At 69.1% G+C, this 26,124-nt stretch carries 22 protein-coding genes; 12 read left to right on the top strand and 10 right to left on the bottom strand.

Annotated elements, in window-relative coordinates:
- Position 1 precedes the first annotated feature (1 nt).
- Together CLV49_RS06180 and CLV49_RS06175 are read right to left on the bottom strand one after the other, a co-directional pair.
- Positions 2 to 1,081 carry an ABC transporter permease gene (locus CLV49_RS06180; protein ID WP_106562754.1) on the bottom strand — a complete coding sequence of 360 codons (1,080 nt, stop codon included), beginning with the start codon at positions 1,079 to 1,081 and terminating at the stop codon, positions 2 to 4.
- Entirely contained in the window at positions 1,078 to 2,721 is a 1,644-nt protein-coding gene (locus CLV49_RS06175; protein WP_106562753.1) for an ABC transporter substrate-binding protein, read from the bottom strand. The genes CLV49_RS06180 and CLV49_RS06175 overlap by 4 nt, the downstream gene beginning before the upstream one ends.
- 167 nt (positions 2,722 to 2,888) lie before the next feature.
- On the opposite strand from CLV49_RS06175, the gene CLV49_RS06170 reads away from it, so the two are divergent.
- The 6 genes from CLV49_RS06170 (at position 2,889) to pdxY (ending at position 8,438) form a co-directional block, all read left to right on the top strand.
- Complete coding sequence (locus tag CLV49_RS06170) at positions 2,889 to 3,410, top strand: hypothetical protein (protein WP_243696667.1); 522 nt, start codon at positions 2,889 to 2,891, stop codon at positions 3,408 to 3,410.
- Between the two features lie 27 nt (positions 3,411 to 3,437).
- Positions 3,438 to 4,535, top strand: coding sequence for a hypothetical protein (locus tag CLV49_RS06165; RefSeq protein WP_127054435.1), 1,098 nt, complete (start codon positions 3,438 to 3,440; stop codon positions 4,533 to 4,535).
- 19 nt (positions 4,536 to 4,554) lie between these two features.
- Entirely contained in the window at positions 4,555 to 5,820 is a 1,266-nt protein-coding gene (locus CLV49_RS06160) for an ammonium transporter (RefSeq protein ID WP_106562751.1), read from the top strand.
- 120 nt (positions 5,821 to 5,940) lie between these two features.
- Positions 5,941 to 6,951 carry an acetylxylan esterase gene (locus tag CLV49_RS06155; protein WP_106562750.1) on the top strand — a complete coding sequence of 337 codons (1,011 nt, stop codon included), beginning with the start codon at positions 5,941 to 5,943 and terminating at the stop codon, positions 6,949 to 6,951.
- 92 nt (positions 6,952 to 7,043) lie between these two features.
- Entirely contained in the window at positions 7,044 to 7,439 is a 396-nt protein-coding gene (locus tag CLV49_RS06150; RefSeq protein ID WP_208019820.1) for a cupin domain-containing protein, read from the top strand.
- A 147-nt stretch (positions 7,440 to 7,586) separates the two neighbouring features.
- On the top strand, positions 7,587 to 8,438 hold the full coding sequence (gene pdxY, locus CLV49_RS06145; RefSeq protein WP_106562749.1) for a pyridoxal kinase PdxY: 852 nt from the start codon (positions 7,587 to 7,589) through the stop codon (positions 8,436 to 8,438).
- Positions 8,439 to 8,547: 109 nt separating this feature from the next.
- On the opposite strand, the gene CLV49_RS06140 is transcribed toward pdxY, so the two are convergent.
- Positions 8,548 to 9,174, bottom strand: a complete 627-nt coding sequence (locus CLV49_RS06140) for a PadR family transcriptional regulator (protein ID WP_106562748.1) — start codon at positions 9,172 to 9,174, stop codon at positions 8,548 to 8,550.
- 174 nt (positions 9,175 to 9,348) lie between these two features.
- Between CLV49_RS06140 and CLV49_RS18295 the strand changes: the two genes are divergently transcribed.
- Positions 9,349 to 9,507 (top strand): hypothetical protein, encoded by a 159-nt coding sequence (locus CLV49_RS18295; RefSeq protein ID WP_158261914.1) that lies wholly within the window; start codon positions 9,349 to 9,351, stop codon positions 9,505 to 9,507.
- Positions 9,508 to 9,528: 21 nt separating this feature from the next.
- Here the strand turns inward: CLV49_RS18295 and CLV49_RS06135 are convergent, their stop codons facing one another.
- Complete coding sequence (locus tag CLV49_RS06135; RefSeq protein WP_127054437.1) at positions 9,529 to 10,146, bottom strand: hypothetical protein; 618 nt, start codon at positions 10,144 to 10,146, stop codon at positions 9,529 to 9,531.
- 59 nt (positions 10,147 to 10,205) lie between these two features.
- Positions 10,206 to 11,204, bottom strand: coding sequence for a LacI family DNA-binding transcriptional regulator (locus CLV49_RS06130; RefSeq protein WP_106564920.1), 999 nt, complete (start codon positions 11,202 to 11,204; stop codon positions 10,206 to 10,208).
- Between the two features lie 210 nt (positions 11,205 to 11,414).
- Here CLV49_RS06130 and CLV49_RS06125 point away from each other — a divergent pair, with 210 nt between their 5' ends.
- From CLV49_RS06125 to CLV49_RS06110, 4 genes are read left to right on the top strand one after another with little or no spacing between them, the layout of a single operon-like run.
- Positions 11,415 to 12,704: an extracellular solute-binding protein gene (locus tag CLV49_RS06125; RefSeq protein ID WP_106562746.1), complete on the top strand. Its 1,290-nt coding sequence runs from the start codon at positions 11,415 to 11,417 to the stop codon at positions 12,702 to 12,704.
- A gap of 5 nt (positions 12,705 to 12,709) precedes the next feature.
- Complete coding sequence (locus CLV49_RS06120) at positions 12,710 to 13,738, top strand: carbohydrate ABC transporter permease (protein WP_106562745.1); 1,029 nt, start codon at positions 12,710 to 12,712, stop codon at positions 13,736 to 13,738.
- Positions 13,735 to 14,628, top strand: a complete 894-nt coding sequence (locus CLV49_RS06115; protein WP_106562744.1) for a carbohydrate ABC transporter permease — start codon at positions 13,735 to 13,737, stop codon at positions 14,626 to 14,628. Before CLV49_RS06120 ends, CLV49_RS06115 begins: the two co-directional genes overlap by 4 nt.
- Complete coding sequence (locus CLV49_RS06110; RefSeq protein WP_106562743.1) at positions 14,625 to 16,949, top strand: beta-xylosidase/alpha-l-arabinosidase; 2,325 nt, start codon at positions 14,625 to 14,627, stop codon at positions 16,947 to 16,949. The genes CLV49_RS06115 and CLV49_RS06110 overlap by 4 nt, the downstream gene beginning before the upstream one ends.
- Before the next feature lie 166 nt (positions 16,950 to 17,115).
- Here the strand turns inward: CLV49_RS06110 and CLV49_RS06105 are convergent, their stop codons facing one another.
- The 4 genes from CLV49_RS06105 to CLV49_RS06090 all read right to left on the bottom strand — a co-directional run bounded on the left by CLV49_RS06105 (position 17,116) and on the right by CLV49_RS06090 (position 21,779).
- On the bottom strand, positions 17,116 to 18,417 hold the full coding sequence (locus CLV49_RS06105) for a glycoside hydrolase family protein (protein ID WP_146145355.1): 1,302 nt from the start codon (positions 18,415 to 18,417) through the stop codon (positions 17,116 to 17,118).
- Positions 18,418 to 18,478: 61 nt separating this feature from the next.
- Positions 18,479 to 19,450: a carbohydrate ABC transporter permease gene (locus tag CLV49_RS06100; RefSeq protein WP_106562741.1), complete on the bottom strand. Its 972-nt coding sequence runs from the start codon at positions 19,448 to 19,450 to the stop codon at positions 18,479 to 18,481.
- Positions 19,447 to 20,412 carry a carbohydrate ABC transporter permease gene (locus CLV49_RS06095; protein ID WP_106562740.1) on the bottom strand — a complete coding sequence of 322 codons (966 nt, stop codon included), beginning with the start codon at positions 20,410 to 20,412 and terminating at the stop codon, positions 19,447 to 19,449. The genes CLV49_RS06100 and CLV49_RS06095 overlap by 4 nt, the downstream gene beginning before the upstream one ends.
- Positions 20,409 to 21,779: an ABC transporter substrate-binding protein gene (locus CLV49_RS06090; protein ID WP_127054557.1), complete on the bottom strand. Its 1,371-nt coding sequence runs from the start codon at positions 21,777 to 21,779 to the stop codon at positions 20,409 to 20,411. The genes CLV49_RS06095 and CLV49_RS06090 overlap by 4 nt, the downstream gene beginning before the upstream one ends.
- Positions 21,780 to 21,984: 205 nt before the next feature.
- Here CLV49_RS06090 and CLV49_RS06085 point away from each other — a divergent pair, with 205 nt between their 5' ends.
- Positions 21,985 to 23,025: a hydroxyacid dehydrogenase gene (locus tag CLV49_RS06085; protein WP_106562738.1), complete on the top strand. Its 1,041-nt coding sequence runs from the start codon at positions 21,985 to 21,987 to the stop codon at positions 23,023 to 23,025.
- Between the two features lie 138 nt (positions 23,026 to 23,163).
- Here the strand turns inward: CLV49_RS06085 and CLV49_RS06080 are convergent, their stop codons facing one another.
- Complete coding sequence (locus CLV49_RS06080; RefSeq protein WP_127054555.1) at positions 23,164 to 26,070, bottom strand: glycoside hydrolase family 9 protein; 2,907 nt, start codon at positions 26,068 to 26,070, stop codon at positions 23,164 to 23,166.
- Positions 26,071 to 26,124: the final 54 nt, after the last annotated feature.

The following is a 26,124-nucleotide window of genomic DNA, read 5'->3' as shown; positions in this document are numbered from 1 at the left end:
CTCAGCCCTCCTCTCGCACGCGGGGATCGAGCCACACGTAGACGGAGTCGGCGATGAGGTTCGCGATGAGCACCGTGAAGGTGACGAGCAGGAACACGCCCTGCATGACGGGGTAGTCGCGCTTCTGCAGCGCGGAGAAGAGGAGGTACCCGATGCCCGGGTAGCTGAAGACGATCTCCGTGAGGAGGGCGCCGCCCACCACTCCTCCGAGCGCCATCGCGAAGCCCGTGAACTGCGGCAGCATCGCGTTGCGGGCGGCGTAGCGCCAGCGCACGCGGGCGGGGGAGAGGCCTTTCGCCTGGGCGAGGAGCACGTAGTCCTCTCCCACCGTCGTCACGGTCATGTTGCGCATGCCGAGCATCCACCCGCCGAAGGCCGAGAAGACGATCGTCGCCGCGGGGAGGGCGCCGTACTGCAGCACGCTCGCGATGAACGCGGGGTCGAACGAGATCGGGAGGTTCGGGTCGTAGCCGCCAGCGAGCGGGAACCAGCCGAGCAGGAAGCCGAACGCCCAGAGGGCGAGGAGCGCCACCCAGAAGTAGGGGACGGAGGAGAGGAACGTCGTGAGCGGCGTGACGATAGCGTCGAAACGCGTGCCGGCCCGCCATCCCGCGGCCACACCGAGCGCCGTCCCGAGGAGGAACGCGACGATGGTCGTGGTGCCGACGAGGAGCAGGGTCCAGGGGAGTCCCGTCGCCACGAGGTCCGCGACGGGCACCGGGAAGTTCACGATGGAGACGCCGAGGTCGAAGCGGGCCAGCTGGCCGAGGTACGCGATGTACTGCTCGAACAGGTTGTCGTCCGGGTTGCCGAAGAGCCCCTGGATCGAGACGAGTGTCGCGGGCGGCAGCGACTGCCCGCTCACGCGCTCGAGCTGATCGATGATCGCGGCCGACGGGTCGCCCGGCATGAGGCGAGGGATCACGAAGTTCAGGGTGATCGCCGACCACGCGGCCACGAGGTAGAAGCCGAGGCGGCGGAGGAGGAAACGCCCGCTCTTCCGCTTCCTCCTCCGGCGCGTCACCTCGAGAGGACCGGAAGCGGCGACGGCCGGCGCCGCCGCTCCCGTGCTGGTCGTCATGATGCGGGCTCGAGCGCGAGCAGCGTCAGGACGGTGTCCGGGCCGAGGCTCGGGAACGGTACGGCCGTGAAGTCCTCGGGCGTCGGCCAGCCGGTCCAGTTCGACGCGTTCACGTCCACGAACCAGTAGGAGTTGTAGAGCGGGGTGAACGGCACCTCGTCCACGACGATCTTCTGCATGTCGAGGGCGAGAGCCTTCATGGTCTCCTCGTCGGAGGCCTCCGTCATGCCCGTGAGGATCTCATCCGTCTCCGGGTCGCTCCAGCGGCCGATGTTGGTGGCGGCCGAGGTGCCGATCGGCTCGACGTAGCGGCTGTCGAGGAAGCTGTAGACGCCGTAGACGCCCGCTCCACCGGTCGTGGCGATCGTGAGGTCGAACTCGCCCGTCTTCTGCTGGTCGTAGAGCGTGGCACCGGGGGCTCCAGCCGGTGCGACGGTGATGCCGAGCACCTTCTTCCAGCTGTTGATCATGATGTCCGCGTAGGCGTTCCAGCCGAAGTCCTGGTTGAACGACAGGCGCGGGTTGTAGGTCTGACCGTCCTTCACGAGAGCACCGTCGACCACCTCGTAGCCGCTCGCATCGAGCGCCGCCTTCGCGGCGTCCTCGTCCACGTCCTGCACGACGCCGCGGTACTCGGGGTCGATCCAGTCCTCGTAGATCTGGTCGACGAGGCCCGTCGGGCCCGCCTCGGTACCGGGGCGGTTGAGTGTGGCGGTGATGTCGGAGCGCGGGATCGAGAGGGCGAGGGCCTTGCGAAGGTCTGCGTCGTCGAACGGCGCCTGCGCGGTGTTGTACATCATCGAGTACGCGCCGCCCGTGGCGTAGAGCTGGTAGAGGTTCGTCTCCGGGTTCTTGGCCACGAACTCCTCCTCGGCACCCGGCCAGCCGGCGGGCGCCCAGTCCACGTCGCCGCGGAGCAGCTGAGCCTTCACCGTCTCGCCGTTGGTCGCGAGGATCTTGAAGTAGGTCATCGGCATCTCGCCGCCCCAGTAGTCGTCGCGCGCCTTGAGCGTGACCTGCTGGGCCGCGAACGCGTCGAGGGTGAACGGGCCGGTGCCGATCGGGTCGGGGTTCGTCCACGTCGTGAGGTCCTGTTCCGCCCAGATGTGCTCGGGCACCATCGGCAGGGAGCTCGAGGCGAACTGGTTGAGCGCGGCGAAGGAGGGGGAGTCGAAGCCCACGGCCACCGTGAGATCGTCGACCTTCTCGACCGACGTGTAGGTGACTCCCGCGAGGTTCAGCTCGGGCTTCTCGAGGGGGAGGGAGAGGGAGTAGGCCGCGTCGTCGGCGTCGAAGGCGTCGCCGTCGGAGAACGTCACGTCGTCGCGCAGGCTGATCGTGAGCGTCGTGCCGGCGTCGTCGAAGTCGAGGGACTCCGCGAGCCACGGCTTCACGAGTGCTCCGTCGCTGTAGTCGACGCGAGCGAGGGGCTCGTAGATGAGCTCGGCGTTCGGGGCCTTCTCCGTGGCCGGCCCGAGCACGTTGTAGTTGCGCACGTAGGTCGTGCCGCCGTCTGACTTGCCGTAGACGATCGTATCGGTGCGGGCGCTCGTGGTCGTGCCGCTCGACGAGCAGGCGCTCACGCTCGCGACGAGCGCGAGGGCCGCGACCGCGGCGACGGTGCGTGACGTTCTGGACATTCCTGTCTCCCTTGACTGGATGTGCCGCCGGTGTTCCGGGTGGTGCTCATACGTATGACCGGCGAGGCCGCGCGATACACGCGGTGCTACTACGTATGAGCGATACGGTAGCGACGCCCTCCACACGGTGTCAAGAGCGGATTCCGGCGCGGGCGTACGCTGCTGGAATGGCGAAACGGACACGACCCGAACTCTCCGACGACGAGCGCGAGGTCCGCGCCGAACAGCTCAAGGAGCGGGTGTACGTCACGTTCACCGCCCTCGCGATCGTGCTCGCGCTGCGCTCCCACGCGAGCGAGACCACCGCGGGCGAGGCCGCGACGACGCTCGCGATCGCCGTGGTCGGCACGCTCCTCGCCGTCTTCGTGGCCGACTTCGTCTCCCACATCGCGGTGCACGAGCGGATGCCCGACCGGGCGGAACTCCGTCACATGATCGGCGTCACCGCGAGCGCGCTCGGCGTGCTCATCCTCCCGATGATCTTCCTGGCGCTCGCGGGCCTCGACGCGTGGACGGTCGACGGGGCGCTCCTCGCCGCGTCCATCGCCCTCATCGCGAGCCTCGTCGCCGTGGGCTTCTTCGCGATCCGACGCGTACGGCTTCCCATCGCCCAACGCCTCATCGTGCTCCTCGCCGAAGCGGTCCTCGGCCTCGCCGTGATCGGCCTCGAACTCCTCGCCCACGGCTGACCCGCACGAGTCTGGGAGGATCGGGGGATGAGGGCATCGGGGATGGCGAAGCGACCGGGTGCGACGGGGTTGGTCGCGGGGGTGCTGCTCCTGCTGCTGTCGGGGTGCACGAGTGCCGGTGATGGTGGCGATGGCGGTGGAGCGGGCGCGACGACGATCCTGGAGTCGCTCGACGGGGTCGTGGACATGCCGGGCGTCGACTCCGTCGACGACTACACCTCCGAGCTGGTCGTCCGCATCGCCGCCGACGCGACCGACGCCGAGGTCCTCGACATCGGGGCGGCCGTGAACGCGGCCGCGATGCGCGAGGGTCGTGAGGGGCGGATCATGCTCAACCGCGTCGGCGAGGGGATCCCGACGGAGACCGACATGCTGCCCGTCGAGCCGTGGAGCGTCGACGTGCTCACCGCGGATCCGGACGAGGCCGAGCGTCGACTCGCGGGCGCGCTCGAGGTCGAGGACCTCGGCCTCGGCACGAGCCTCTTCGTGAGCTCCCACTGGCCGAGCGTCATGGTCGACCCGGCCGTCGACCTCGGTGATGCCGTCGCCCGCATCGCGCAGACCGAGCTCTTCGCGGACGGCGGCACCTACAGATCCGGCGGCGGCGAGCACCTCACGATCGTGCATGTCGCGAAGCGGACGACGGTCGAGGCCGTGCAGACGATCATCGCGATCGCGGCCGACTACCCGACCTCGGAGTTCCTCCTCCAGGCCACGGAGGAGGGCCCGCAATGGCCGCACCTGCTCGTGGCCGGGCTCGATGCGCAGCAGGGCGCCACGCTCGACGCCCGCCTCCGCGAACCCGACCTCGCCGACGCCGACCCCGAGGGTTTCGCCCAGCAGTTCCAACTCACGGTCACCGGCGCCGACGGCCCGACCTACATCGCTGGCACCCTCGGCGACGACCCCCCGCTGACGGCGTCGATCGCCCCCTCCCCACCCGCCGATGTGCGGACTCTCGACGCCGGAACCGCCCCAGAGGGGACCGAAGCCCGCACGTCGCGGCGCCGCGCCGGGTCCGTGGCACAGCCTGTGGAATTCGTAACGAGCGCGAAACACGGTCGCGACAACGGCCGAAACATGAGTCCGACACCATGTGAGGCACGCGTCACGATGTCGCGTTAGCGAATTAGGGGTCTTCTCAATGGATCAAGGAAATACTGCGTTCATTCTGATCGCTGCCGCCCTCGTGCTGCTCATGACACCGGGCCTGGCGTTCTTCTACGGCGGACTGGTCAAGGCCAAGAGCGTCATCAGCATGATGATGATGAGCTTCGGCGCCATGGGCCTCATCGCCGTGCTCTGGGTGCTGTACGGGTACGCGATCGCGTTCCCCGGCGCCGAGGGCACTCTCTTCCCGTGGTCGATCGACGGTGGAGCCATCGGCCTCACCAACGTGCTCGAGACGCCTGAGGGTGCATCGTTCCCGCCGCTCGCCTTCGTGGCCTTCCAGGCGACGTTCGCGATCATCACCGTCGCCCTCGTGTCCGGTGCCATCGCCGACCGCGCGAAGTTCGGTGCGTGGATGGTCTTCGCCGGTGTCTGGGCGACGCTCGTCTACTTCCCCGTCGCGAGCTGGGTCTTCAACTTCGGCCTCGCCGACGACGGATCCTTCGCCTACGGCGGCTGGATCACGCACGGTCTGCAGGACATCTTCGGCGTCGGCGTCATCGACTTCGCCGGTGGAACCGCCGTGCACATCAACGCCGGTGCCGCTGCCCTCGCCCTCGCGCTCGTCCTCGGCCGTCGCGTCGGATTCCAGAAGGGCGTGCACGTCCCCCACAACCCGCCGTTCGTGCTCCTCGGCGCCGGCCTCCTGTGGTTCGGCTGGTTCGGCTTCAACGCGGGCTCCGAGCTCGCGGCGGACAACACCGCGGCGCTCGCGTTCGTCAACACGATCGCCGCTCCCGCCGCTGCGCTCCTCGCCTGGCTGATCGTCGAGAAGATCAAGGACGGCAAGCCGACCTCGATCGGTGCCGCGTCTGGTGCCGTCGCCGGTCTCGTCGCGATCACCCCGGCCTGTGGCTCGCTCGACCCGATCTGGGCCGTCGTCCTCGGCCTCCTCGCCGGTGCGGTCTGCGCCCTCGCGATCGACCTGAAGTTCAAGCTCGGCTTCGACGACTCGCTCGACGTGGTGGGCATCCACCTCGTCGGTGGCCTCATCGGAACGCTGTACCTCGGCTTCTTCGCCCGCGGCACCGGCCTCTTCATGGGCGGCGACGCGTCGCAGCTCCTCGTGCAGGCCATCGCGGCCTTCGCGGTCCTCATCTACTCGTTCGTCCTCGCGTTCGCCATCGGCTGGGTCATCCAGAAGACCATGGGCTTCCGCGTGAAGAACGAGGACGAGGTCGCCGGTATCGACACCGTCGTGCACGGCGAAGAGGGCTACGTCCTGAGCGACGGACGCTAGTCACCACTCGTACGACACATCTCCAGGACGCGGGTCCGGCTCTCGAGCCGGGCCCGCGTCCTCGTCGTTCCCCTGGTGGACGATTGACGAGACCCGCCCGAGCCGTGAGGCTGGACGACCATGAACGACCCCATCGGTGGTGAGCCCCAGGACGACGGACTCGGCGACGGCGGTTACGGATACGACCTCGCGGCGCTTCTCGCCGTGCCGCCTGTGCCGCCGCCCAGGGGATTCGAGGAGCGGTGGCGGACCTGGTTCGACGAGGCGCGCGCGGTCGACCCGGACCCGCTATCGGCGCCGATCGGCCGGATCGGCGGGCGGGAGGTCTCGGTCGTCGACCACGTCGTGGCGGATGGACTGCGGCTGCGGGGGTGGTTCGCCGGCACCGTCGGCGGGGTCGAGGCGGCCGTCGGGATCGTGCACGGCCACGGCTACGGGGGACGCGCGGCACCCGGCTTCGAGCGCGTTCCCGACGACGCCGTCGCGTTCTTCCCCCTGGCTCGCGGTCTCGGGTCGCTCAACGCCGGAGTCGGCGCCCCGACGCCCGAGGGCGGCCACGTCCTCTTCGGCATCGAGTCGGTCGACGCCTACGCGCTTGGCCGGTGCGCCGTCGACCTGTGGCACGCCGCGTCGGCGCTCCACGCGATCGCGGGCTCGCACCTCCCGCTCTACTCGATCGGAGAGAGCTTCGGCGGCGGGATCGGAGCGCTCGCACTCCCGTGGGACGACCGCGTCGTCGGCGCCACGTTGATCGTGCCGAGCTTCGGCCAGTACGACATCCGCTTGGCCCTGCCGTGCGAGGGCAGCGGCGAACGCGTTCGACACCACGTGGCGGAGCACCCCGGGGCGCGCGACGTGCTGCGGTTCTTCGACGCCTCGACCGCGGCCGCGTTCGCGCGCGTGCCCGTGCGCGTGGAGTGCGCCCTCCGCGACCGATCCGTCCCGCCTCCCGGGCAGTTCGCTGTCGCGAACGCTGTTGCGCTCGCCGAGGAGCGGGGGGACGGGGCCGAGCTGGAGCTCGACGTGCAGCCCGCCGGACACGCCGAATACCCGGGGATCGACGAGGTGCACCGTGCCGCTTTCGCTGCGACCCGTTCCCACGTCCGCCGCAGCGTCGACCGCGCGTCCTGAGATGGAGCCGGTGGTGCGCGATTGGCTCTTGTCCCGTCGCTGAACGGCGGGGAGGCTCGATGGATGTTCCGACGAGATGAAGGCAGGACGCCGTGACCGACCCGACCCCCTCCGATCTGCACGACGCCCGGGTCGAGAAGGTCGATCTCGCGGCCGTGCTCGACGGCCTCGACGAATTCTGGTCGCAGCGCGTCGTGGGGGAGGCGAACGGCACGCTCCTCAAGGTCGCGAAGGGCACCGGCTCGACGCTGTGGCACAGCCACGACGACCAGGACGAGACGTTCCTCGTGATGTCGGGGCGCCTCGTCGTCCAGCTGCGGGACCGCGACGTGACCCTCGACCCGGGCGAGATGTTCATCGTGCCGCGCGGTGTGGAGCACTGCCCGATCGCGCCGGACGAGGCGCGCTTCCTCATCCTGGGAACGTCGATCACGTCCAACGCCGCCGGCGGTAAGCCGGCCTGGAGCGCGCGGCCCGCCTCCGCGTGACCGGCCCTCTCGCCGTTGGTTCTGCGAGATCACCGTGGAAGCGGTACGGCGGCGGAGAGCGCCGTGGTTCAGGAAGGGCGTAGGGTTTTTCTCAGCCCGTGAGTCACCGCTCACCGGCGCTCGCCTCGTGATGAAGGACCCGCACTCATGAAGATCCTGTCGATCCAGTCGGCCGTCGCCTACGGGCACGTCGGCAACTCGGCCGCCGTGTTCCCCCTCCAGCGCATCGGCGTGGAGGTGCTGCCGGTCTACACCGTCAACTTCTCGAACCACACCGGATACGGCGCGTGGCGCGGGCCGCTCATCTCGCCGGAGCAGGTCGCCGACGTGATCACGGGCATCGAGGACCGGGGCGTGTTCCCGCAGATCGACGCCGTGCTGTCCGGGTACCAGGGTGGCGTCGGCATCGGCGACGTGATCGTGGATGCGGTCCGCCGGGTGAAGGAGGCGAACCCCTCGGCGATCTATGCCTGCGACCCCGTCATGGGCAACGCGAAGTCCGGCTGCTTCGTCGCTCCTGAGATCCCGATCCTCCTGCGCGAGCGCGTGGTACCGGCCGCCGACCTCATCACGCCGAACCAGTTCGAGCTCGGGTTCCTCACCGGCACGGAGCCGGCGGACCTCGAATCGACGCTCGAATCCGTGGATCTCGCCCGCGCGATGGGTCCGTCGATCGTGCTCGTGACGAGCGTCGAGCGTCCGGACCGCGATCCGGAGACGATCGAGATGCTCGCGGTGGACGACGACGGCGCCTGGCTCGTGGCGACGCCGCAGCTGCCGATCAAGGCGAACGGCTCGGGCGATGTGACGGCTGCGCTCTTCACGGCCCACTACCGCGAGACGGGCTCGGCGCAGACCGCTCTCGAGCGCACGGCGTCGAGCATCTTCGACCTCATCGACCTGACGTACCGCTCGGGTGAGCGCGAGCTGCAGCTCGTGGAGGCGCAGGAGTTCTACGCGAACCCGCGCATGCAGTTCACGGCGGCCCGCGTCCGCTGACCCGGCCGGACGTCGCCGAGCGCGACAGGAACAGCCGAGCGCGCCACGAGATCGTGGCGCGCTCGGCTGTATGTGTAGCGCTCGGCGGGGTCACCGCCGGGGCCGAGGGTCAGTCGGCGAGGATCGCGTAGAGGGCACGACGGGTCTCGTCGAGCTTCTCCGCCGCGGCCGTGCGCTGGGCGTCGGTCGCGTCGTGCATGAGCGGCTTCACGACGCCCATGAGCTTCATGAGGCTGGTCTGGAACGCGTCCTCACCCTCCGTCTTGTCGGTGGTGGCGGCCCAGGCCGCTTCGATCGCCTCAGCGTTCTCGGCGACGTAGGCGGTGCCGGCCTCGCTGAGCGCGTAGACGCTCTTCGAGCCCGACTCGTCGGCGACGATGAGGTCCTCGTCGACGAGCTGCTGCAGCGTGGGGTAGACGGAGCCGGGGCTCGGACGCCAGGTGCCCTCGCTGCGGTCGGCGATGCTCTTGATCAGGCCGTAGCCGTTCGAGGGACCGTCGGAGAGGAGGGACAGGATCGCGAGCCGGACGTCGCCGCGGCGGGCCCGTCCGCGTCCGCGGCCCGGGCGGCCGGGACCGAATCCGGGGCCGAAGCCGCCGAATCCGGGACCGAAGCCGAAGCCGCCCTGGGGTCCGCCGGGTCCCCTGCGGGGGTGGCCGGGACGGAAGCCGAAGGCGCGACGGTCGTCGTGTTCGTTGTCATGGCTGTCGTTGTGGTCGTGGGTGTGGGGGCGCATGAGCGCTCCTTTCGGTCGAAGTGGTTTTGGGATCGCGACCGACCCGGTCGCGATAGCTCAAAGATATATCGCCGAATATCGCTTGTCAAGACCTCGTCGACCTGAACGGTCGCGACGACCCGTGCGGCCGATACGCGTCGGGGACGGAATCGGACGGTCGGGGGGAAGTCGGCGATGGACGTGAACACAGGACCGTTCAACGGACGCGGGGGTCGAGGGCGGCGGCTGAGCGCGGCCGGCGAGGACGGAGCGGTCATCGACATCTGGGACAAGGACATCACGAAGATCAGCCTCGACGTGGACGTGACCGACGAGGAATGCGTAGCGCCGTGACCCGGCGCTGTCTCCGGAGTGTCAGCGGAGGATCGGCGGCAGACCGCGTGAGACGCGCAGCTTCTGCGCCCGGCGTTCGATGAGGTAGTAGCGCCACGCGACCGGGACCGAGAGCAGCGAGAGCACGAGGAAGCCCCACTCGACCGGACCCAGATCGCTGTCGTCCGGGTTCCGCGCGAGGATCCCGTTCGCCTGGGCGATGAGGACGCCGACGAGCACGAGGACGAAGGCGTTGATGACGGACAGGAGGACCGCGAGGAACAGCAGGCCGCCCGCCGAGTTGACCGGTGTGACGATGCTGCCGACGTCGCCCTTGTAGACGCCGTACTCCTCGGGTGTGAGGCCGCGCCGCTCCGCGTCTTCCGCCGACAGCTTCTGGGAGAGACCGGGCGGACGGACGGCACGCGGTGTCGGCGGCCTGCGCGCGAACCTCACGATCGACACGACGAGGACGACGAGGGCCGCGGCGATGCCGACGAGCATCATGACGAAGACGGCCCTGGTCAGCTCGCGCGGTGGACCGACGGAGCGGAGCGCGAGGGTGACGACCACCGCCGCGAGGATGACCGCCGGGATGGCGAGCAGGGGGAGGACCCACATGCGGTGCCGACGAGGGGCAAGTGCTGGTGGTGTCGTCACCGTCTCATTGTGTCCGGTTCCGGCGTCGACGCGCGCGGCGACGGACCGTTCGAGGACGGTCAGGCGGGTGGAGCCGTCGTCGCACGACGGACCAGACGGGTGGGGAGGCGGACGTGCAGGTGGTCGGGCTGCTCTCCGGCCATGAGGGCGATGAGCATCTGCACGGCGGTGCCGCCGAGGTTCTGCATGGGCTGGCGGATCGTGGTGAGCGCCGGGTTCAGTCGCGACGCCTCCGGGACGTCGTCGAACCCCACGACGGACAGGTCGTGCGGAACCGCGAGTCCACGCCGAGACGCCACCTCGATGGTCGCGATGGCCATGAGGTCGTTCGCGGCGAACACGGCGGTCGGTCGGTCGGGGAGCGACAGGAGAGCCTCGGCCGGTTCGCGAGAGGCGTCCTGCAGGTACATGCCCACGCGGATGAGCGCCGGATCCACGGGGATGCCCGCCTCCACGAGCGCGCGCCGGTAGCCGGCGTCGCGCGCGATCGACGACCGCAGGTCCGGGCGTCCGGCGAGGAATCCGATGCGACGGTGCCCGAGTTCGATGAGATGCCGGGTCGCCTGCATCGCTCCTGTGAAGCTGTCCGACTCCACGGTGGGAAGGTCGGCGCGGCCGGTGTGCGGGTCGATCGCCACGACGGGGATCTCGGTCGACGCCCCCACGACGGTGGGCGTCACCATGATCGCGCCGTCGATGAGGGTGCCGCTCAATCGGCTGAGGGAGCGCCGCTCCCAGCCCTCGCTGTCGCGCTGGCGGGTGCCGCTGTAGGCGAGCAGGTCGTAGCGCGAATCGTGCAGCGCGGCGCCGACGCCCTTGAGGATCTCGGCGCTGAACGGCTCGAAGTCGGCCACGAGCACCCCGATGACGCCCGTCCGGTGCGATCGCATCGAGCTCGCCACGAGACTCGACTCGTATCCGAGCTCCTGCACGGCGTCGAGGACCCTCTGCGCGGTGGCCGCGGCGATCCCGTAGCGGCCGTTGACCGCCTTCGACACCGTGGCGACGGAGACGCCGGCGGCCGCTGCGACGTCGTGGATCGTGGGGCGAGGTGGCATGGAGGTCACCATACGCCCTTTGGAAAATGTTTTCGAAAACGTTTGACACTATTTTCTGGCCGGGTGAGACTTTCACCGTCCGAGGGGACGCCCACAGCAGAGTTGCCGGCGCCCGCCCGGACAGCGCCGCCCGAGAGGGCACGGATTCACTCCCCCCTTGGTGATCCCCCGGGACACACCGCTCAACGAAGAGAACAGGTCGAAACATTCATGAAGGCCACCAAGATCCTCGCCGGATCCTCCGCCCTCCTCCTCGCGGGACTCGCGCTCAGTGCGTGTTCCACGGACGACGGCGGCGGGTCCTCCGACGGCAGCGTCTCGATGACGCTCTGGCAGAACTCCACCACTGGTCCGGGACAGGAATTCTGGGACCAGACCATCGCCGACTTCGAGGCGGAGAACCCGGGCGTCACGATCGAAGCCCAGGCGATCCAGAACGAAGACCTCGACGGCAAGCTCCAGACCGCCCTCAACTCGGGCGACGCCCCCGACGTCTTCCTCCAGCGCGGCGGCGGCAAGATGGCCGCGATGGTCGCGGCCGGTCAGCTCATGGACCTCACCGACCTCCTCTCGGACGAGGCGACGACCGAGATCCCCGAGGGCTCGTTCTCCGCGAACTCGCTCGACGACAAGGTCTACGCGATGCCCGTCGCCGTTCTCCCCGGCGGCATCTTCTACAGCCAGGACCTCTTCGACGACGCCGGCATCACCGCGGCGCCGACGACGATGGACGAGCTCGACGACGCCGTCTCGGCGCTCAAGGACTCCGGCGTGCAGCCGATCGCCCTCGGTGCGAAGGACGCTTGGCCCGCCGCGCACTGGTACTACTTCTTCGCTCTCCGCGAGTGCAGCCAGGACACGCTCGCCGAGGCAGCCGACACGATGAACTTCGACGACGACTGCTGGGTCCGCGCAGGCGAGGACCTCGAGGACTTCGCCGCTACCGAGCCCTTCAACGAGGGCTTCCTCACGACCGCCGCCCAGCAGGGCGCCGGAAGCTCTGCAGGACTCCTCGCCAACCACCAGGCCGGTATGGAGCTCATGGGTGCCTGGAACCCCGGCGTGATCGCCTCGCTGACCCCGGACGAGCAGCCGCTCCCCGACCTCTCCTGGTTCCCGTTCCCCGAGGTCGAGGGCGGTGACGGTGGCGAGGGCGCGATCCTCGGTGGCGTCGACGGCTACTCCTGCTCGGCGACCGCTCCCACGGAGTGCGCGGACTTCCTGAACTACCTCGCCACGAGCGACGTGCAGGAGAACTACTACAAGGCGTTCAATGCGCCGCCCGTGAACACGGTCGCCCAGGAAGCCGTCACCGAGCCGTACCTGCAGTCCATCCTGGAGTCGTACAACGCGGCCCCGTACGTCTCGCAGTGGCTCGACACGGTCTACGGCCTCAACGTCGGCAACGCGCTGAACGTGGGCGTCGTCGACCTCCTGGCGGGCAAGAGCACGCCTGAGCAGCTCGTGGAAGCCGTCAACGCCGCCGCGGCGAAGGCATAGCGCTCATGTTGCAGACCCCGGTCGGTTCGTCGAACGAGGCGAACACCCCGGCGGGCGTCGCCACTGGCGGCGCCCTCCGGGGCGCGGGTCCCCAGTCGCCGCCGCCCAGCCCCGTCGGGGTGCGCGGCCGCGCCTGGGGCGCCCGGCTCGAGATCGCGGTGCTCGTCGGCCCCGCCCTCATCGTCTTCCTCGGCTTCGTGATCTTCCCGATCGTGATGGCCGCCTACTACGGCTTCTTCAGCTGGCAGGGCTTCGGCGTACCCACCGACTTCGTGGGGTTCCGCAACTACCTGACGATCCTGCAGGACCCCACGTTCCACGACGCGCTCCGTCACAACGCGATCATCGTCGTGCTCTCGCTCGTGCTCCAGGGGCCCGTCGCCATCCTGCTCGCGCTCCTCCTCAACCAGAAGCTGCGCGGACAGTCGATCATCCGCGTCCTCATCTTCGTGCCGTACGTGATCTCCGAGGTCGTCGTGGGAACGGGCTGGAGCCTCATGCTCCAGACGAACGGCGCCGTCAACGGACTGCTCGAGAAGCTCGGTCTCGAGTCGGCCCAGCAGGACTGGCTCTCGAACCCCGACATCGCCATCTGGACACTCATGGCGATCATCACCTGGAAGTACATCGGCTTCGCGGTGATCCTGTTCCTCGCGGGACTGCAGGGCATCCCCGAGGAGCTGTCGGAGGCCGCGGCGATCGACGGCGCCTCCTACTGGCAGATCCAGCGGCTCATCGTCCTGCCGCTGCTCGCTCCGACGCTGCGCATCTGGGCGTTCCTCTCCATCATCGGAGCGCTCCAGCTGTTCGACCTCGTCTACATCATCTGGGGCCAGTACGTCTCGTCGACGGCTGGGACCTCCACGATGGCGACCTACCTCGTCACGAATGGTCGCAACTCGGGCAACTTCGGGTACGGCAACGCCGTCGCCGTCGTGCTGTTCCTCATCTCACTCGTCGTCGCCCTCATCTATCAGCGGTACGTGCTCCGGCGCGACACCGCCGGGGCGATCACCGGAAAGGCCGGACGATGACCGCCACACTCGAGACCGTCAACATGCCGGGCGTCAGCCCGCGCGGCCCAGGACCGAGCAAGGCGCCGATCCGACGTGGACTCGGCCGGCCCTTCGGCTACGTCGCGGCCGTCGTCATCATCGTCGCGATGCTCGCGCCCGTCGCGTTCATCATCATCGGCGGATTCCGGTCGAACAGCGAGATCACGACGGACCCCGCTGGGCTGCCGACGGTCTGGAACATCGGCAACTACCTCGACGTGCTCACAGGCGGCGTCTTCTGGCGGCAGGTGCTCAACTCCACGATCGCGGGGGCGGCGACGACCCTCGGCGTGGTCGTGCTGGGCCTCATGGCGAGCTACGTCCTCGCCCGCTACGACTTCCGCGGACGCGGCGCCCTCTACGCGACGTTCGCCGCCGGTCTCATGTTCCCGATGACCGTGGCCATCACGCCGCTCTACATCCTCATCAAGAACCTGGGCCTCATGAACTCGCTCGGCGGGATCATCCTTCCGCAGATCGCGTTCGCGCTGCCCACGACGATCATCATCCTCGTGCCGTTCCTGCGGGCCATCCCGGACGAGATCCAGGAGGCCGCGTTCATCGACGGTTGCAGCCGCCTCGGCTTCTTCTGGCGCATGGTCGTGCCGCTCGCGATGCCCGGCGTCATCACGGTGGGCATCCTCGCCTTCATCGCGAGCTGGAACAGCTACCTGCTGCCCCTGTTCATCCTGAACAACCAGGAGACGTTCACGCTGCCCCTCGGCGTGCAGGCGTTCTCGTCGCAGTACTCGGTGGACACCGCCAGGGTGCTCGCGTTCACATCGCTGTCGATGATCCCGGCCCTGCTGTTCTTCGCCTTCTTCGAACGCCGTATCGTCGGCGGCCTCACCGGAGCGGTCAAGGGATGACCGCCGAAAGGACCCTGTCCGTGCACGAGTACTCCGAGCGGGTCCGTGACCTGCTCTCACGCATGACCCTGGACGAGAAGCTCGCGCAGCTCGTCGGATTCTGGGTGGACCAGGGCGACGAGGTCGTGGCCCCGCTCGCCGGCGAGATGGCCACGAGTACGCGCTACGAGGAGTTCACGCGGCACGGTCTCGGTCAGCTCACGCGGGTGTACGGGACGCGTCCCGTGGACCCCGTGGAGCGGGCGGCGTGGCTCTGGGAGGAGCAGCGTCGGCTCGTCGCCGAGACGCGACTCGGGATCCCGGCCCTCGTGCACGAGGAGTGCCTCACGGGACTCGCCGCCTGGCAGGCGGCCACGTTCCCGACACCTCTCGCGTGGGGGGCGTCGTTCGACCCCGAGCTCGTGGAGGAGATGGCCGCGTTCATCGGACGGTCGATGCGCGAGATCGGCGTGCACCAGGGGCTCGCCCCCGTGCTGGACGTCATCCGCGACCCGCGATGGGGCCGCGTCGACGAGTGCATCGCGGAAGACCCCTACGTCGTCGGCACCATCGGCACCGCGTATGTCCGTGGGCTGCAGTCCAGCGGAGTGCATGCCACGCTCAAGCACTTCGTCGGGTACTCCGCGTCGCAGGCCGGCCGTAACCACGCGCCGGTGCACGCCGGAGCGCGGGAGATCAACGACGTGCTGCTGCCGCCGTTCGAGATGGCCGTGCTCGACGGCGAGGTCCGCTCGGTCATGAACTCGTACGCGGAGATCGACGGTGTCCCCGTCGGCGCCGACCCCACCTACCTCACCGAGGTCCTCCGGGAGCGCTGGGGATTCGACGGCACCGTCGTGTCCGACTACTTCTCCGTCGCCTTCCTCCACCTCATGCACGCCGTCGCCGCCGACCGCGGCGAGGCCGCCGCGCTCGCGCTCGCCGCGGGCATCGACGTGGAGCTGCCGACGGGCGACGCGTTCCTCGAGCCGCTCGCCGAGCGCGTCCGCGACGGACGTGTCGACGAAGCCCTCGTGGATCGCGCCGTGCTGCGAGTGCTCGCGCAGAAGGACGAGCTCGGGCTCCTCGACGCCCGCTTCGACGAGGCGCCCACGGCGATCGACCTCGACACCCCCGAGCACCGCGCGATTGCACTGCGGCTCGCCGAGGAGTCGGTGATCCTGCTCGCGAACGACGGCGTCCTCCCGCTCGCCGGCTCGACATCGGCACCCGCGACCATCGCCGTGATCGGGCCGAACGCCGACTCGTCCGATGCGCTCATGGGCTGCTACTCGTTCGTGAACCATGTGCTCGCGCACCACCCGGGCGTGGAGGCGGGCATCGCCCTGCCGAGCGTGCTCGAGTCGTTGCGCGACGAGATGCCCGGAACGGTCGTGACTCATTCTGTTGGGTGCGCAGTGGAGGGGGACGACCGTTCCGGGTTCGCCGAGGCGGAGGCGGTGGCGGCGGCCGCCGATCTCGCCGTCGTCGTGGTCGGCGATCGTGCCGGGCTCTTCGGGCGCGGCACCGTGGGGGAGGGCAACGACGTGGAGTCGCTCGAACTCCCCGGCGTGCAGCGGCATCTCGTCGAGGCTGTGCTCGCCACCGGGACCCCGGTCGTACTCGTGGTGCTCTCCGGCCGGCCGTACGCCATTGGGTGGGCGCTCGACTCGGCCGGAGCGCCGGGGGCCGTCGTGCAGGCGTTCTTCCCCGGCGAGGAGGGGGGACGGGCGCTCGCGGGCGTGCTGTCGGGGCGCGTCCAGCCCTCGGGCCGGCTGCCCGTCTCCCTTCCGCGATCCGCGGGCGCCCAGCCCTTCACCTACCTGCATCCGATCCTCGGGGGCTCGTCGGAGATCACGAGCGCCGACGTCACCCCGGTGCGTCCGTTCGGGTTCGGGCTGTCGTACACGCGGTTCGTGCACAGCGACCTCGCGGTGGACGAGAGCGTCGACGCGGGGGCGGCGTTCTCCGCGACCGTTCGCGTCTGCAACGCGGGCGACCGTGCCGGCGTCGACGTCGTCCAGCTCTACGGGCACGACCTCTTCGCCCAGGTGACGCGCCCCGTCGCTCAGCTTCTCGGCTACGCGCGCATCGCGCTCGAGCCGGGCGAGGAGGCGGTGGTGCGCTTCACCGTGCCGACGCCGCGGCTCGCGTTCACGGGCATCCGCGGCGGACGGATCGTGGAGCCGGGAACGGTCGACCTCTGGGTGGGCACCCCGTCGGATGTGGAGACCACCGCGACCATCGACGTCACGGGCGTGGAATACCGCGTGACCACGGCGGACGAGCGCTACGTGGAGGTCTCCGTTGAGCGCACCTCGCCAGCGGCCCTCGCGGGCTGACGCCCCCCGCCCGCTTCACCTCGCCGCCCTCCCGCCCTCTTCACCTGGCCGCCCTCCCGCCCTCCACCACATGCCGCGTTTGAGCGTGTTTGCACCGTTGTACCGGTGCAAACACGCTCAAACGCGGCATATGGCGGGGGTGGAGGGTGCGGGGTGCGGAGGTGGATCAGCAGGTGATCGCCGTATAGGGGGCGGTGATCGTCGCGGATGTGGCGACACCGTTCGGACGCACGACGAGCGTGATGGTCGCGGTTCCCGAGGGGATCGACGCCCCGCCGGACGAGAGCGTGGGTGCGACGGTGGCGCCGTCGGCGACCCCGTTGAACTGGCGGCCCCCGTACGACGTCGCGATCCCGATGTCGACAGCCCGTCCCGACTCGTTGTGAGCACGAACCGTGACGCGGGCCACGCCGTTCGCGCACGTCGACGTGGCCGTCGCGTCCACGTCGAACGGCTGATCGCTCGGGTAGGCGTCCGACACGGCGAGGGAGATGGTGGCGTTCAGACGGTCGCCCTGCTCATAGAAGAGGTACGTCTTGCCTTCGGCCGAGACGATCTCGGGGGCCGCCGCGCGGATGAGCTTCGTCGGGTCTGCCGGGTCGGGAAGGCCGTAGAGCGCGACGAGCGGCCCGGTGGTCGTGAGGGTGGGATCCACGGTGCGCGAATGGATGCGACCGGAACCGGCGTGGTAGATCACGTACAGCTGTCCCTCCCACTCCCAGAGGTTCCCTCCGGACACGTTGTCGCCGTCGGAGCCGCCTCCGACAAGCGGGGTGGGACGGACGACCCAGTCGAGTCCGTCCACGGACTCCGCCACGCGGATGCGCCGTTTGTTGCCGAGCTTGTCCATGTAGAACATGGCGTACTCGTAGATCGACGCGGGGTCGGGGTGCGGGAAGACACGCGCGTAGGAGGTCTCCGTGACGCCCGTACCGCTCGCCGCGTTGTCGACGGCGATCTTCTCGTAGTCGAAGGTGATGCCGTCGTCGGAGGAGGCGATGCGGGTGACGTCGTTTCCGCCGTGGAAGTAGAGGAAGAGCTTGTCGGCTTGGGTGTTCCAGATGACGTCGGGGCTGGAGACGTGGTAGGTGGAGTAGTGGGGTTGCCAGACGTTGGCGACGACCGGGTTGGCGGTGTGTTCGGTCCAGGGTCCGTCGAGGTCGTCGGCGTACATGAGGGAGATTCCGCCGGGGTTCTCGTGGGGTGCGTAGTAGAGGTACCACTCGCCCAGCGGGTTCGCGAAGTACTCGGATGCGTGCAGGACGCTCGGGAAGATCTGCTCGCCGGTGGGGTTGTAGGTGAGCTGCGAGTCCACGGTAATCTCGCCGACCTCCGTGAACACCGGGAGAGGAGCGAGCGCGACTGCCGACGGCGGACTGTACTCCGTCACCGTCGCTCCGAGAGCGAGTGCGCCTGCCGCCGCGAGGGCGGCGAGCCGCATGAACCGGGACCGGGGATGGCGTGACATGGTTCCTCCAAGAGAGACGTGTCCGGAGCGGACGGGAGTGACGGGCGGGCGCTGACGGCAGTCAGCCCTTGAGCCCCGAGAACCCGATGCCGCTCACGATCTGTCGCTGGAAGGCGAGGAAGATCAGGATGGGCGGGATCGTGGCGATGAGGAGTCCCGCGATCAGGAACGCGGGATCGGTGTTCTGCGCGAGTCGTGGCAGTGCGACGGCGAGGGGCTGGGTCGCGGGATCCGACAACACGATGAGCGGCCACAGGAAGTCCTTCCACGCCGTCATGATCGACAGCAGCGACACGACCGCGAGGATCGGCTTCGACAGGGGCAGCACGATGCGCCAGAAGATCGTGAACCATCCGGCGCCGTCGATCTGGGCGGCCTCGAAGAGCTCCCGTGGGATCTCGTCGAAGAACTGCCGCACCAGGAGGATGTTGAACGCGTGCGCTCCGGCGGGCAACCACACAGCCCACCAGGAATCGGCGAGGGAGATGCCGAGCCCCGGCAGGTCGAGGATCGTCAGGTAGAGGGCGATGAGCGTCACGGTGCCGGGCACGAAGAGCGTCACGAGGAATCCGCCGTAGACGATCCGTCCGTAGAACGGACGGATGATCGCGAGCGCGAAGCCGGCCGTCGTCGCGACGATCAGCTGGACCGCCCAGGATCCCGCGACGAGACCGACGGTGTTGGCCAGGTACTGGCCGATCCCGAGCAGGTTCCACGCGTCGACGATGTTCGACCAGCGGGCGGGGTCGGGGATGAGGCTCAGCGGGCGGTTGACCAGATCGGTCGTCGTCGAGATGGCCGCCCGCACCATCCAGAGGAGGGGCACGGCGCCGAGCGCGACGAGGGCGACGAGGAGCACCGTGTGCATCGAGCGCCACCCGATACGCGTCGAGCGTCGCTTCCAGTCGAACGTCGACAGGATGCTCCGCGCACGTTCCGGCCGAGGGGTGGCCGTGCGCCTGGACGACGACGCCGGGGGAGCGGGGTCGGCCACGGGCGTCGGGATCGGAGTGGGCGGGGCTGTCGCGGTCATGAGGTACTCCAGGAACGGGTCACGCGGAGGTAGACGGCGGAGACGACGACGAGCACCCCGGCCAGGAGCACGCTGAGCGCCGTGGCCACGCCGTAGTTTCCGAAGAGGAAGGCGTAGCGGTAGATCATGAGGAGGATCGTGACGGTCGCGTTCGCCGGCCCGCCGTCCGTCATGACGTAGGGCTCGGTGAACACCTGGAGCGCTCCGATGATCTGGAGGAGCAGCAGCACGAGGATCACACCGCGGAGTCGGGGGAGGGTGACGAACCGCACGCGCTGCCACACCGATGCGCCGTCGAGCTCGGCGGCCTCGTACTGCTCGGACGGCACACCCGAGAGGGCGGCGAGGTAGATGAGGATCGCGGTACCCGCACCCGACCAGGTCGCGACGATCACGAGGCTCGGCATCGCGAGCTCGGGCGACTGCAGCCAGGGGAGGGGGCCGATCCCGACCAGTCCGAGCAGGCTGTTGACGACGCCGCCCTCACCGGGGTTGAAGAAGGTCTTCCACAGGAGGACCGAGACCACAGGGGGCACGACGACCGGGAGGTAGGACAGCACGCGTGCGAGAGTGCCGCCGCGGCGCAGCTCGGAGATGAGGACGGCGCACAGCAGGGGGATCGGGAGACCGATCGCGAGGGACAGCACCGAGAACCACAGCGTGTTGAGTGCGGCCGTGGGAAGGAGCGGGTCGGCGAAGAGGGCGTCGAAGTTCGCGGTTCCCACCCACTCGGCGGGGGAGACGAGGTTCGTGCGCTGGAACGCGAGCACCACGCTGCGGCCGATCGGCCACCATGCGAAGTATCCGAAGAGGACGAGCGATGGCAGCAGGAAGACGGCGCCGGCGACGGCCGCGCGGCGACGCGCGCTCCCCCGGCCCCGGCGACGGGCGGGGGGAGGCGCGGTCGCCTCCGCGACGCGCGGAGCAGGCGCGTCGCGGAGGCCGGGTGGCGCGATCGTCATGATGCGTTCTGCGCCAGGATCGCGTTGACGCGGGTCTCCGCGTCGTCGAGCAGGGAATCGATGTCCGCCGACTCATCGGTCAGGATGGCCTGGACGAGCGGATCGAGTGCCGCGTAGATCTCCTGCGAGGCCACGGGCGGTTCGGCCACGTATTCGAGCGAGCCGAGCGAGTCGACGTACGACGCGAAGTGGTCGACGTCCACGTTGACGTACTCGGAGATCGCATCCGTGTAGGAGGCGTAGGTCTTGTCGTCGAAGATCGGCAGTACCGGTACACCGACGGGCAGGCCGTCAGCGGCGCTCGCCTTCGCGGTCTCGGCCGCGACCTCCGTGTCGTAGTTGGGACGCAGGGCGCGGTAGTCCATCCACTTCACGGCGGCTGCGCGCTCGGCGTCCGTCGCCTTCGCGTTCACCATGAGCACGGTCGCGCCGGCCAGGGTGGCGTCCGCTCCGCCCTGCGGCATGGCACCGGCGCCGAAGGCCTCGGGGTCGCCGCCGGAGGCGATGTAGTTCGGGTAGACGTCCGGTGGGGCAGAGATCCACATGCCCACGTTGCCGGCGGTGAATTCGGCGACGAGGTCCTCCTGCTTGCCGAGCACGTTGTCGCCGAGTGAGTCGTCCTCCCACCGCATCTGCTTCCACCACTCGAGGACGTCCTTGGTGGGCTCGTCGTTGAACGATGCCGTCCAGGTTCCGTCGGAGCCCTGCTCGATGACGCTGCCGCCATACGTGTAGGTGTAGCCGGTGAGGTGCCAGCCGCCCGAGTTGTTCGTCGTGATCTCCCCGAACCCGACCTTCCCGGTCTTCTCGGTGATGGCCTTGGCCGCCTCGCGCACCTCGTCCCACGTGGTGGGCGGGGCGTCGGGGTCGAGACCGGCCTGCTCGAAGAGCGTGCGGTTGTAGACGAGTCCGAACGCGTAGCTCTTCTCCGGGATGCCGTAGACCGCGCCGTCCTCCTCGAGGAACTCCATGACGCGCGGGTTGAGCGCGTCGAAGCTCTCGACGTCGGCGAGCTCGGCGGAGAGGTCGGCCACCTGCCCGCGCTCGATGAGCGACGGCGGTTCCGTGAGCGGCACCCGGAGCAGGGTGGGTGCGCTGCCGCCGGCGAGCCGGGTCACGAAGGTCTTCGCGTCCCAGGGCACGTCGGACGCCTCGATGCGGATGTCCGGGTTGAGGTCCTCGAACTCCGCCACCTGCTTCTCGAACAGCTCGAGGGCTGCCGTGTTGGTGGCGGCGGGCTTGCCCATGATCTCGATCGTGGTGATGTCGCCGTCGTCCCCACCGGCGTCCTGGCTGCACGACGCCGTGCCCAGGACCAGCGGGACCGCGACGATGGCCGCGATGGCCGATCGCGTGCGATTCTTCATCGTTCTCCTCCAGAGGATGTCGGCTGCTCTCTCGCAGCGTCGGGTGTCGGCACGAGTTCCGGTTCGGGAGGAGATCCCGAGCACGTCGGTGTGCGTCCTCGACCATAGTGGGACCACTTCACACGAAAAGCAATAGAAAATAACAAAAGAGAAATGCAAGGTTTAAGTCTTGTGAACTTGAACCGACTGTGGTCGAATCGCTCACATGGCTCCTCCCGCGTCGTCGTCACCGTCGATCCGTCGTCCACCCGCTCTCGTCGTGATGGGCGATGCGGCGTACTCCGATCTCTTCGACGCCGGCCTCGCCGCGCGGCTCTCCGCCCTTCTCGACCTCCGCGTCCCCCCTCGCGTCAGTGAGCTGAGCTCACCGTCCACGCGGTCGCGTCTGGCCGAGATCGAGGTCCTCGTCACGGGATGGGGTGCTCCGCCGATCGACCAGGACGTGCTCGATGCCGCGCCCGCGCTGCGCGCTGTGTTCCACACGGGCGGTTCGGTGAAGTCGCTCATGACGCAGGCCGCATGGGATCGGGGCATCGTCGTCACGTCGGCGGCCGAGGCGAACGCCATTCCGGTGGCCGAGTTCGCCCTCGCGACGATCCTTCTCGAGGGCAAGCGCGCGCGGCAGTATGCGCGCGGTCTGCGCGAGCACCGCGACGGTGACGACTCCTGGCGCCGCCACGTGCCACCGGCCGTGAACTACCGCGGCACGGTCGGTCTCGTCGGTTTCTCGCGCGTCGGTCGTCGGGTCGCCGAGCTCCTGCGGCCCTTCGACCTCCGCGTCCTCGTCTTCGATCCCGTCGTGGATCCCGGGGCGGTCGCCGCGTCGGGAGCCACGTCCGTCGACCTCGAGACCCTCGCCCGCCGCAGCGACATCGTGAGCCTGCATGCTCCGGAGCTCCCCGAGACGCGCGGGATCGTGGGTCGCCGGTTCCTCTCACTCCTTGCGGACGACTCCGTGCTCATCAACACGGCGCGCGGCGGGCTCGTCGATCAGGACGCCCTCGTCGCCGAGTGCGCGAGCGGACGCCTGCGGGCCGTCCTCGACGTGACGGAGCCCGAGCCCCTGCCCGCCGACCACCCGTTCTACACGTTGCCCACCGTGGAGCTCACGCCGCACATCGCGGGGTCCATGCACGCCGAGACGCACCGCATGACGGAGTCGGCACTCGGCGAGATCGACCGCTACGTGCGCGGCCTCCCGCTGCGCCACGCGATCGACGGCCGCGCCCTCGGCGTGCTCGCGTAGCTGCAGAAACGGAAGCGGGGTGGGTCGTCCTTCCCGGTCGTTCTGCGCCTCCGTCCGTTCGTCGATTCCGGCACGCACGACTCGTCCCCCCGGAGCGCGCATGGCGCACCCCGGGGGGACGAGACGATCACCGACCGATCAAGGGATCGTCGGGCCCGCCACCGGGGTGGTCGACACCACCCCCGACGTCGTGTCGGTCGTCCGCACCGAGTAGGTGTGCGGACCCCGTGGCAGGGTCAGCGTCACCGCGTAGGCCTTCCCATCGATGACGTTCGTGTCGCTCGCCGACACGGCCGTCATCGTCTTGATCACGCCGTCGACGACGAGCTGGACGACGTGGGGCGCCTGGCCGTCCGCGTCGGTGTAGGTGGTCGTGAACGTCACGGGCGTCGTCGCGCTCGCGCTGCTCGGCGAGAAACCGGTGCCCATGAGCGTCGGCGCCGTACCCGAGGCCTTATTGGTCAGCTCCACGTCGTCGACGAAGAGAGTGCCGTCCGTGTCGGCCGTCTGCTGCAACCACAGCACGATCTTGAGCTTCGACAGGTCGAGGTCGGGGAACGCCGTCAGGTCGAAGTCGTAGTCGGTCCACGCGTTCGGCACCGCCACGGGGGTGTTCCCCGACAGCTTGTAGTTGTGGACCCCGTCGGTGACGTCGATCCTCACCCGGTTGTTCGGCGATGGACTCTTCATCGTGAGTGACAGGAAGCCGTAGCCGCGCGCGTCGATCGAGTGATGCCACGGTTGGAACTTTGCCTGAGACATCGCCGTCGCCGGGTTCTGGAAGAATTTCGCCGCCGTGCGGCCGTCCTCCGTGACGTTCGTGACCGAGCCCACCCCCGCGTGGTTGTTGTACCAGTTGACCCACGTGTATCCCTGCATGCCGAAGACGCCGTCCTTGCCGAAGCCGTCGTAGAGCAGCGGTGTGGACGGGGTCGGCAGCGGCGGGGCCACCCGGTAGTGCGTCGAACTGTAGCTGTACGCGCCGCTCGCCATCGTGCCCCTCACGTCGACGCGTGCCGTCGTGAACGGGGCGAGCGCGTCCACGTTGAACGTCCCGGTCGAGACGCCGCCGGAGCTCGTCATCGGCGTCCAGTTCGGTCCGATCGCGTGGTTCGTGAGCGACGAGCCGCTCTGGGCGAAGACGGTGACGTCACCGGTCACGTAGTCGCCCGGCAGCGGCGACGTGACGGTGAGCGCGACGGGCGGAGTGCCCGTCGAGCTCGGGGCGTCGCCTACCGCGGTGAGCCCGAAGATCGAGTAGAGGAAGCCGGCCTGGATGCTGATGCTGTACTCGTTGTACCGCCACTGCTGTCCGCTGTCCTGCCAGACGGGACGGTCCTCGTACCAGGGCATCCCGCTCGTGGGGTCGAGCGGATCGGTCGCGTTCGGTCCGCTCACGAGGGCCCCGGGGAGGACGACGCCGGTGCCGGTCTGGCTCTGCGCCTCCTCGTCGAGGCGGGTGTGCAGGAATCGGACGCTGTCGCGACCCACACCCGAGACCCAGCTCGTGTTCCACGGGTTGTTGCCCATCATCCAGTACATGCCCTTGAGCACCGCTCGCAGGGCGCGCTGGTCGCCGAAGAGCTCGTAGTAGCGCAGGGTGTCCGCCATGTAGGACGCGTGCGGCTCGTTGACGCCGAAGTTCTTGAACTGGTCGACGACGCCGTACGGGGTGTCGTCGGTCGAGGAGAGCACGTAGTCGAGCTGCTGCTTGAGGTAGCGCTGGATGTTCGTCTTTCCGCTCGCCGTTGCGACGGGGTACAGCTCGGCCATCGACAGCGGCCCCATGTCCCAGTAGTTCGTCGACGAGAGCACCGTGAAGCTGGATCCGGCGATCGTTGTCTCCGCTGCCGAGCGGTAGGCCGTCTCCCCGGTGAGCAGGTGCAGCTGCACTTGCGCGTAGAGGAGCGAGTTCGCGATGCCCGCTCGCGTCGAGTACGAGCCGATGGGCCCCGACTGGTTGGCGACGGCGTAGTCGTAGTAGGTGAGTGCCGTCGACTCCGCGAGGGCGGCGATGCCCTCGTACTCGGTCACCACGGACGGGTCGAGGTGACCGTTGTCGATGGCGAACGCGATCGCGCGAGCGGTCGCGGCGAGAGTGCCGGCTGCCTTCGCCGATCCGCCGACGCCGAGCCCGGAGATCCGCCGGTCGTCGGCCGTGCCGACGATGTTGTCGGTGTGCTTGTCGGGGTGCTGGAATCCTCCGCTACCCTTGATGTCGTAGAGTGCGCCGTCGAACTCCTCGGCGAAGCGGATGAGGTACTCGCTGCCGAATACGGCCTCGTCCACGAGGTCGGGGACGCCGTTGTCGTCGCCGTCGAACGCGACGGCCGGGGTGTCTCCGTGCCGGAGGTAGGTGATCGCGATCTGTCCGCCCACCCACTGGTTGCCGGCGTACTTGCCGTAGTCGCCCGCGTCGTACCAGCCGCCCGTGAGGTCGTAGTGCTCGGTGCCGTCGGCGGAGGCCGCGTCGTCGAGGTGACCGGCGCCGTGGAAGATCTTCTCCGACGGGGCGATGCTGCTGTAGCCGTCTGGGTACACGTCCTCCGAGGCGACGCCCGCGCGCTGGAGGCGGTAGAACGCCGTCATCTCGTCGGTGTAGCCCTCCCAGACGTTCGTCGCGATGTCGAACGGGGGAGAGGCGACCCCGCCGACCTCGAGCGTGTACCCCGTTCCGACGGTCGCGAAGGACGTGAAGTCCACGACGTAGACGCGCTTCCCCCACGTGGCCCCGCGGTCGAGCAGCGTGCAGGAGGGAACCACGACGGTTCCGCCCTGGAGGATGCGACAGGTGGACCCGCCGACGGCTCCGTCGGCGACGACCGATGCCGTCTTGTAGGCCCCGGCGCTGTACCCGCCCTGGCTCACGGCGACCTCCTGCACGGTGGCGGCGTGTGCGGGCGTCGCGCTCAGGGTGGCGAGAGCGATCGCGGCGGCGGCGACGGCGGCTGTGGTCCGCGACCATCGGGCGGTGCGATGCGCGCCGCGACGTCGCATGGATGGGGGCTCGCTCGCACGGTGCCGGCGGATGGGTCGGTCGATCATCGTCATCACTCCTCGGGCCCGCGACGACGGTGTCGCGGCGCGCGGCCAGTCTGA

The sequence above is a fragment of the Labedella gwakjiensis genome (genome assembly GCF_003014675.1).
Taxonomy (GTDB): Bacteria; Actinomycetota; Actinomycetes; order Actinomycetales; family Microbacteriaceae; genus Labedella; species Labedella gwakjiensis.
The sequence above is the reverse complement of the archived record's forward strand: the minus strand, read 5'-3'. Positions and strand labels throughout refer to the sequence as shown.

Coding starts and splice junctions, on each gene's coding strand:
- CLV49_RS06180 (WP_106562754.1), bottom strand. CDS start 1,081: ATGACGACCAGCACGGGAGCGGCGGCGCCGGCCGTCGCCGCTTCCGGT.
- CLV49_RS06175 (WP_106562753.1), bottom strand. CDS start 2,721: ATGTCCAGAACGTCACGCACCGTCGCCGCGGTCGCGGCCCTCGCGCTC.
- CLV49_RS06170 (WP_243696667.1), top strand. CDS start 2,889: ATGGCGAAACGGACACGACCCGAACTCTCCGACGACGAGCGCGAGGTC.
- CLV49_RS06165 (WP_127054435.1), top strand. CDS start 3,438: ATGAGGGCATCGGGGATGGCGAAGCGACCGGGTGCGACGGGGTTGGTC.
- CLV49_RS06160 (WP_106562751.1), top strand. CDS start 4,555: ATGGATCAAGGAAATACTGCGTTCATTCTGATCGCTGCCGCCCTCGTG.
- CLV49_RS06155 (WP_106562750.1), top strand. CDS start 5,941: ATGAACGACCCCATCGGTGGTGAGCCCCAGGACGACGGACTCGGCGAC.
- pdxY (WP_106562749.1), top strand. CDS start 7,587: ATGAAGATCCTGTCGATCCAGTCGGCCGTCGCCTACGGGCACGTCGGC.
- CLV49_RS06140 (WP_106562748.1), bottom strand. CDS start 9,174: ATGCGCCCCCACACCCACGACCACAACGACAGCCATGACAACGAACAC.
- CLV49_RS18295 (WP_158261914.1), top strand. CDS start 9,349: ATGGACGTGAACACAGGACCGTTCAACGGACGCGGGGGTCGAGGGCGG.
- CLV49_RS06130 (WP_106564920.1), bottom strand. CDS start 11,204: ATGCCACCTCGCCCCACGATCCACGACGTCGCAGCGGCCGCCGGCGTC.
- CLV49_RS06125 (WP_106562746.1), top strand. CDS start 11,415: ATGAAGGCCACCAAGATCCTCGCCGGATCCTCCGCCCTCCTCCTCGCG.
- CLV49_RS06120 (WP_106562745.1), top strand. CDS start 12,710: ATGTTGCAGACCCCGGTCGGTTCGTCGAACGAGGCGAACACCCCGGCG.
- CLV49_RS06115 (WP_106562744.1), top strand. CDS start 13,735: ATGACCGCCACACTCGAGACCGTCAACATGCCGGGCGTCAGCCCGCGC.
- CLV49_RS06110 (WP_106562743.1), top strand. CDS start 14,625: ATGACCGCCGAAAGGACCCTGTCCGTGCACGAGTACTCCGAGCGGGTC.
- CLV49_RS06105 (WP_146145355.1), bottom strand. CDS start 18,417: ATGTCACGCCATCCCCGGTCCCGGTTCATGCGGCTCGCCGCCCTCGCG.
- CLV49_RS06100 (WP_106562741.1), bottom strand. CDS start 19,450: ATGACCGCGACAGCCCCGCCCACTCCGATCCCGACGCCCGTGGCCGAC.
- CLV49_RS06095 (WP_106562740.1), bottom strand. CDS start 20,412: ATGACGATCGCGCCACCCGGCCTCCGCGACGCGCCTGCTCCGCGCGTC.
- CLV49_RS06090 (WP_127054557.1), bottom strand. CDS start 21,779: ATGAAGAATCGCACGCGATCGGCCATCGCGGCCATCGTCGCGGTCCCG.
- CLV49_RS06085 (WP_106562738.1), top strand. CDS start 21,985: ATGGCTCCTCCCGCGTCGTCGTCACCGTCGATCCGTCGTCCACCCGCT.
- CLV49_RS06080 (WP_127054555.1), bottom strand. CDS start 26,070: ATGATCGACCGACCCATCCGCCGGCACCGTGCGAGCGAGCCCCCATCC.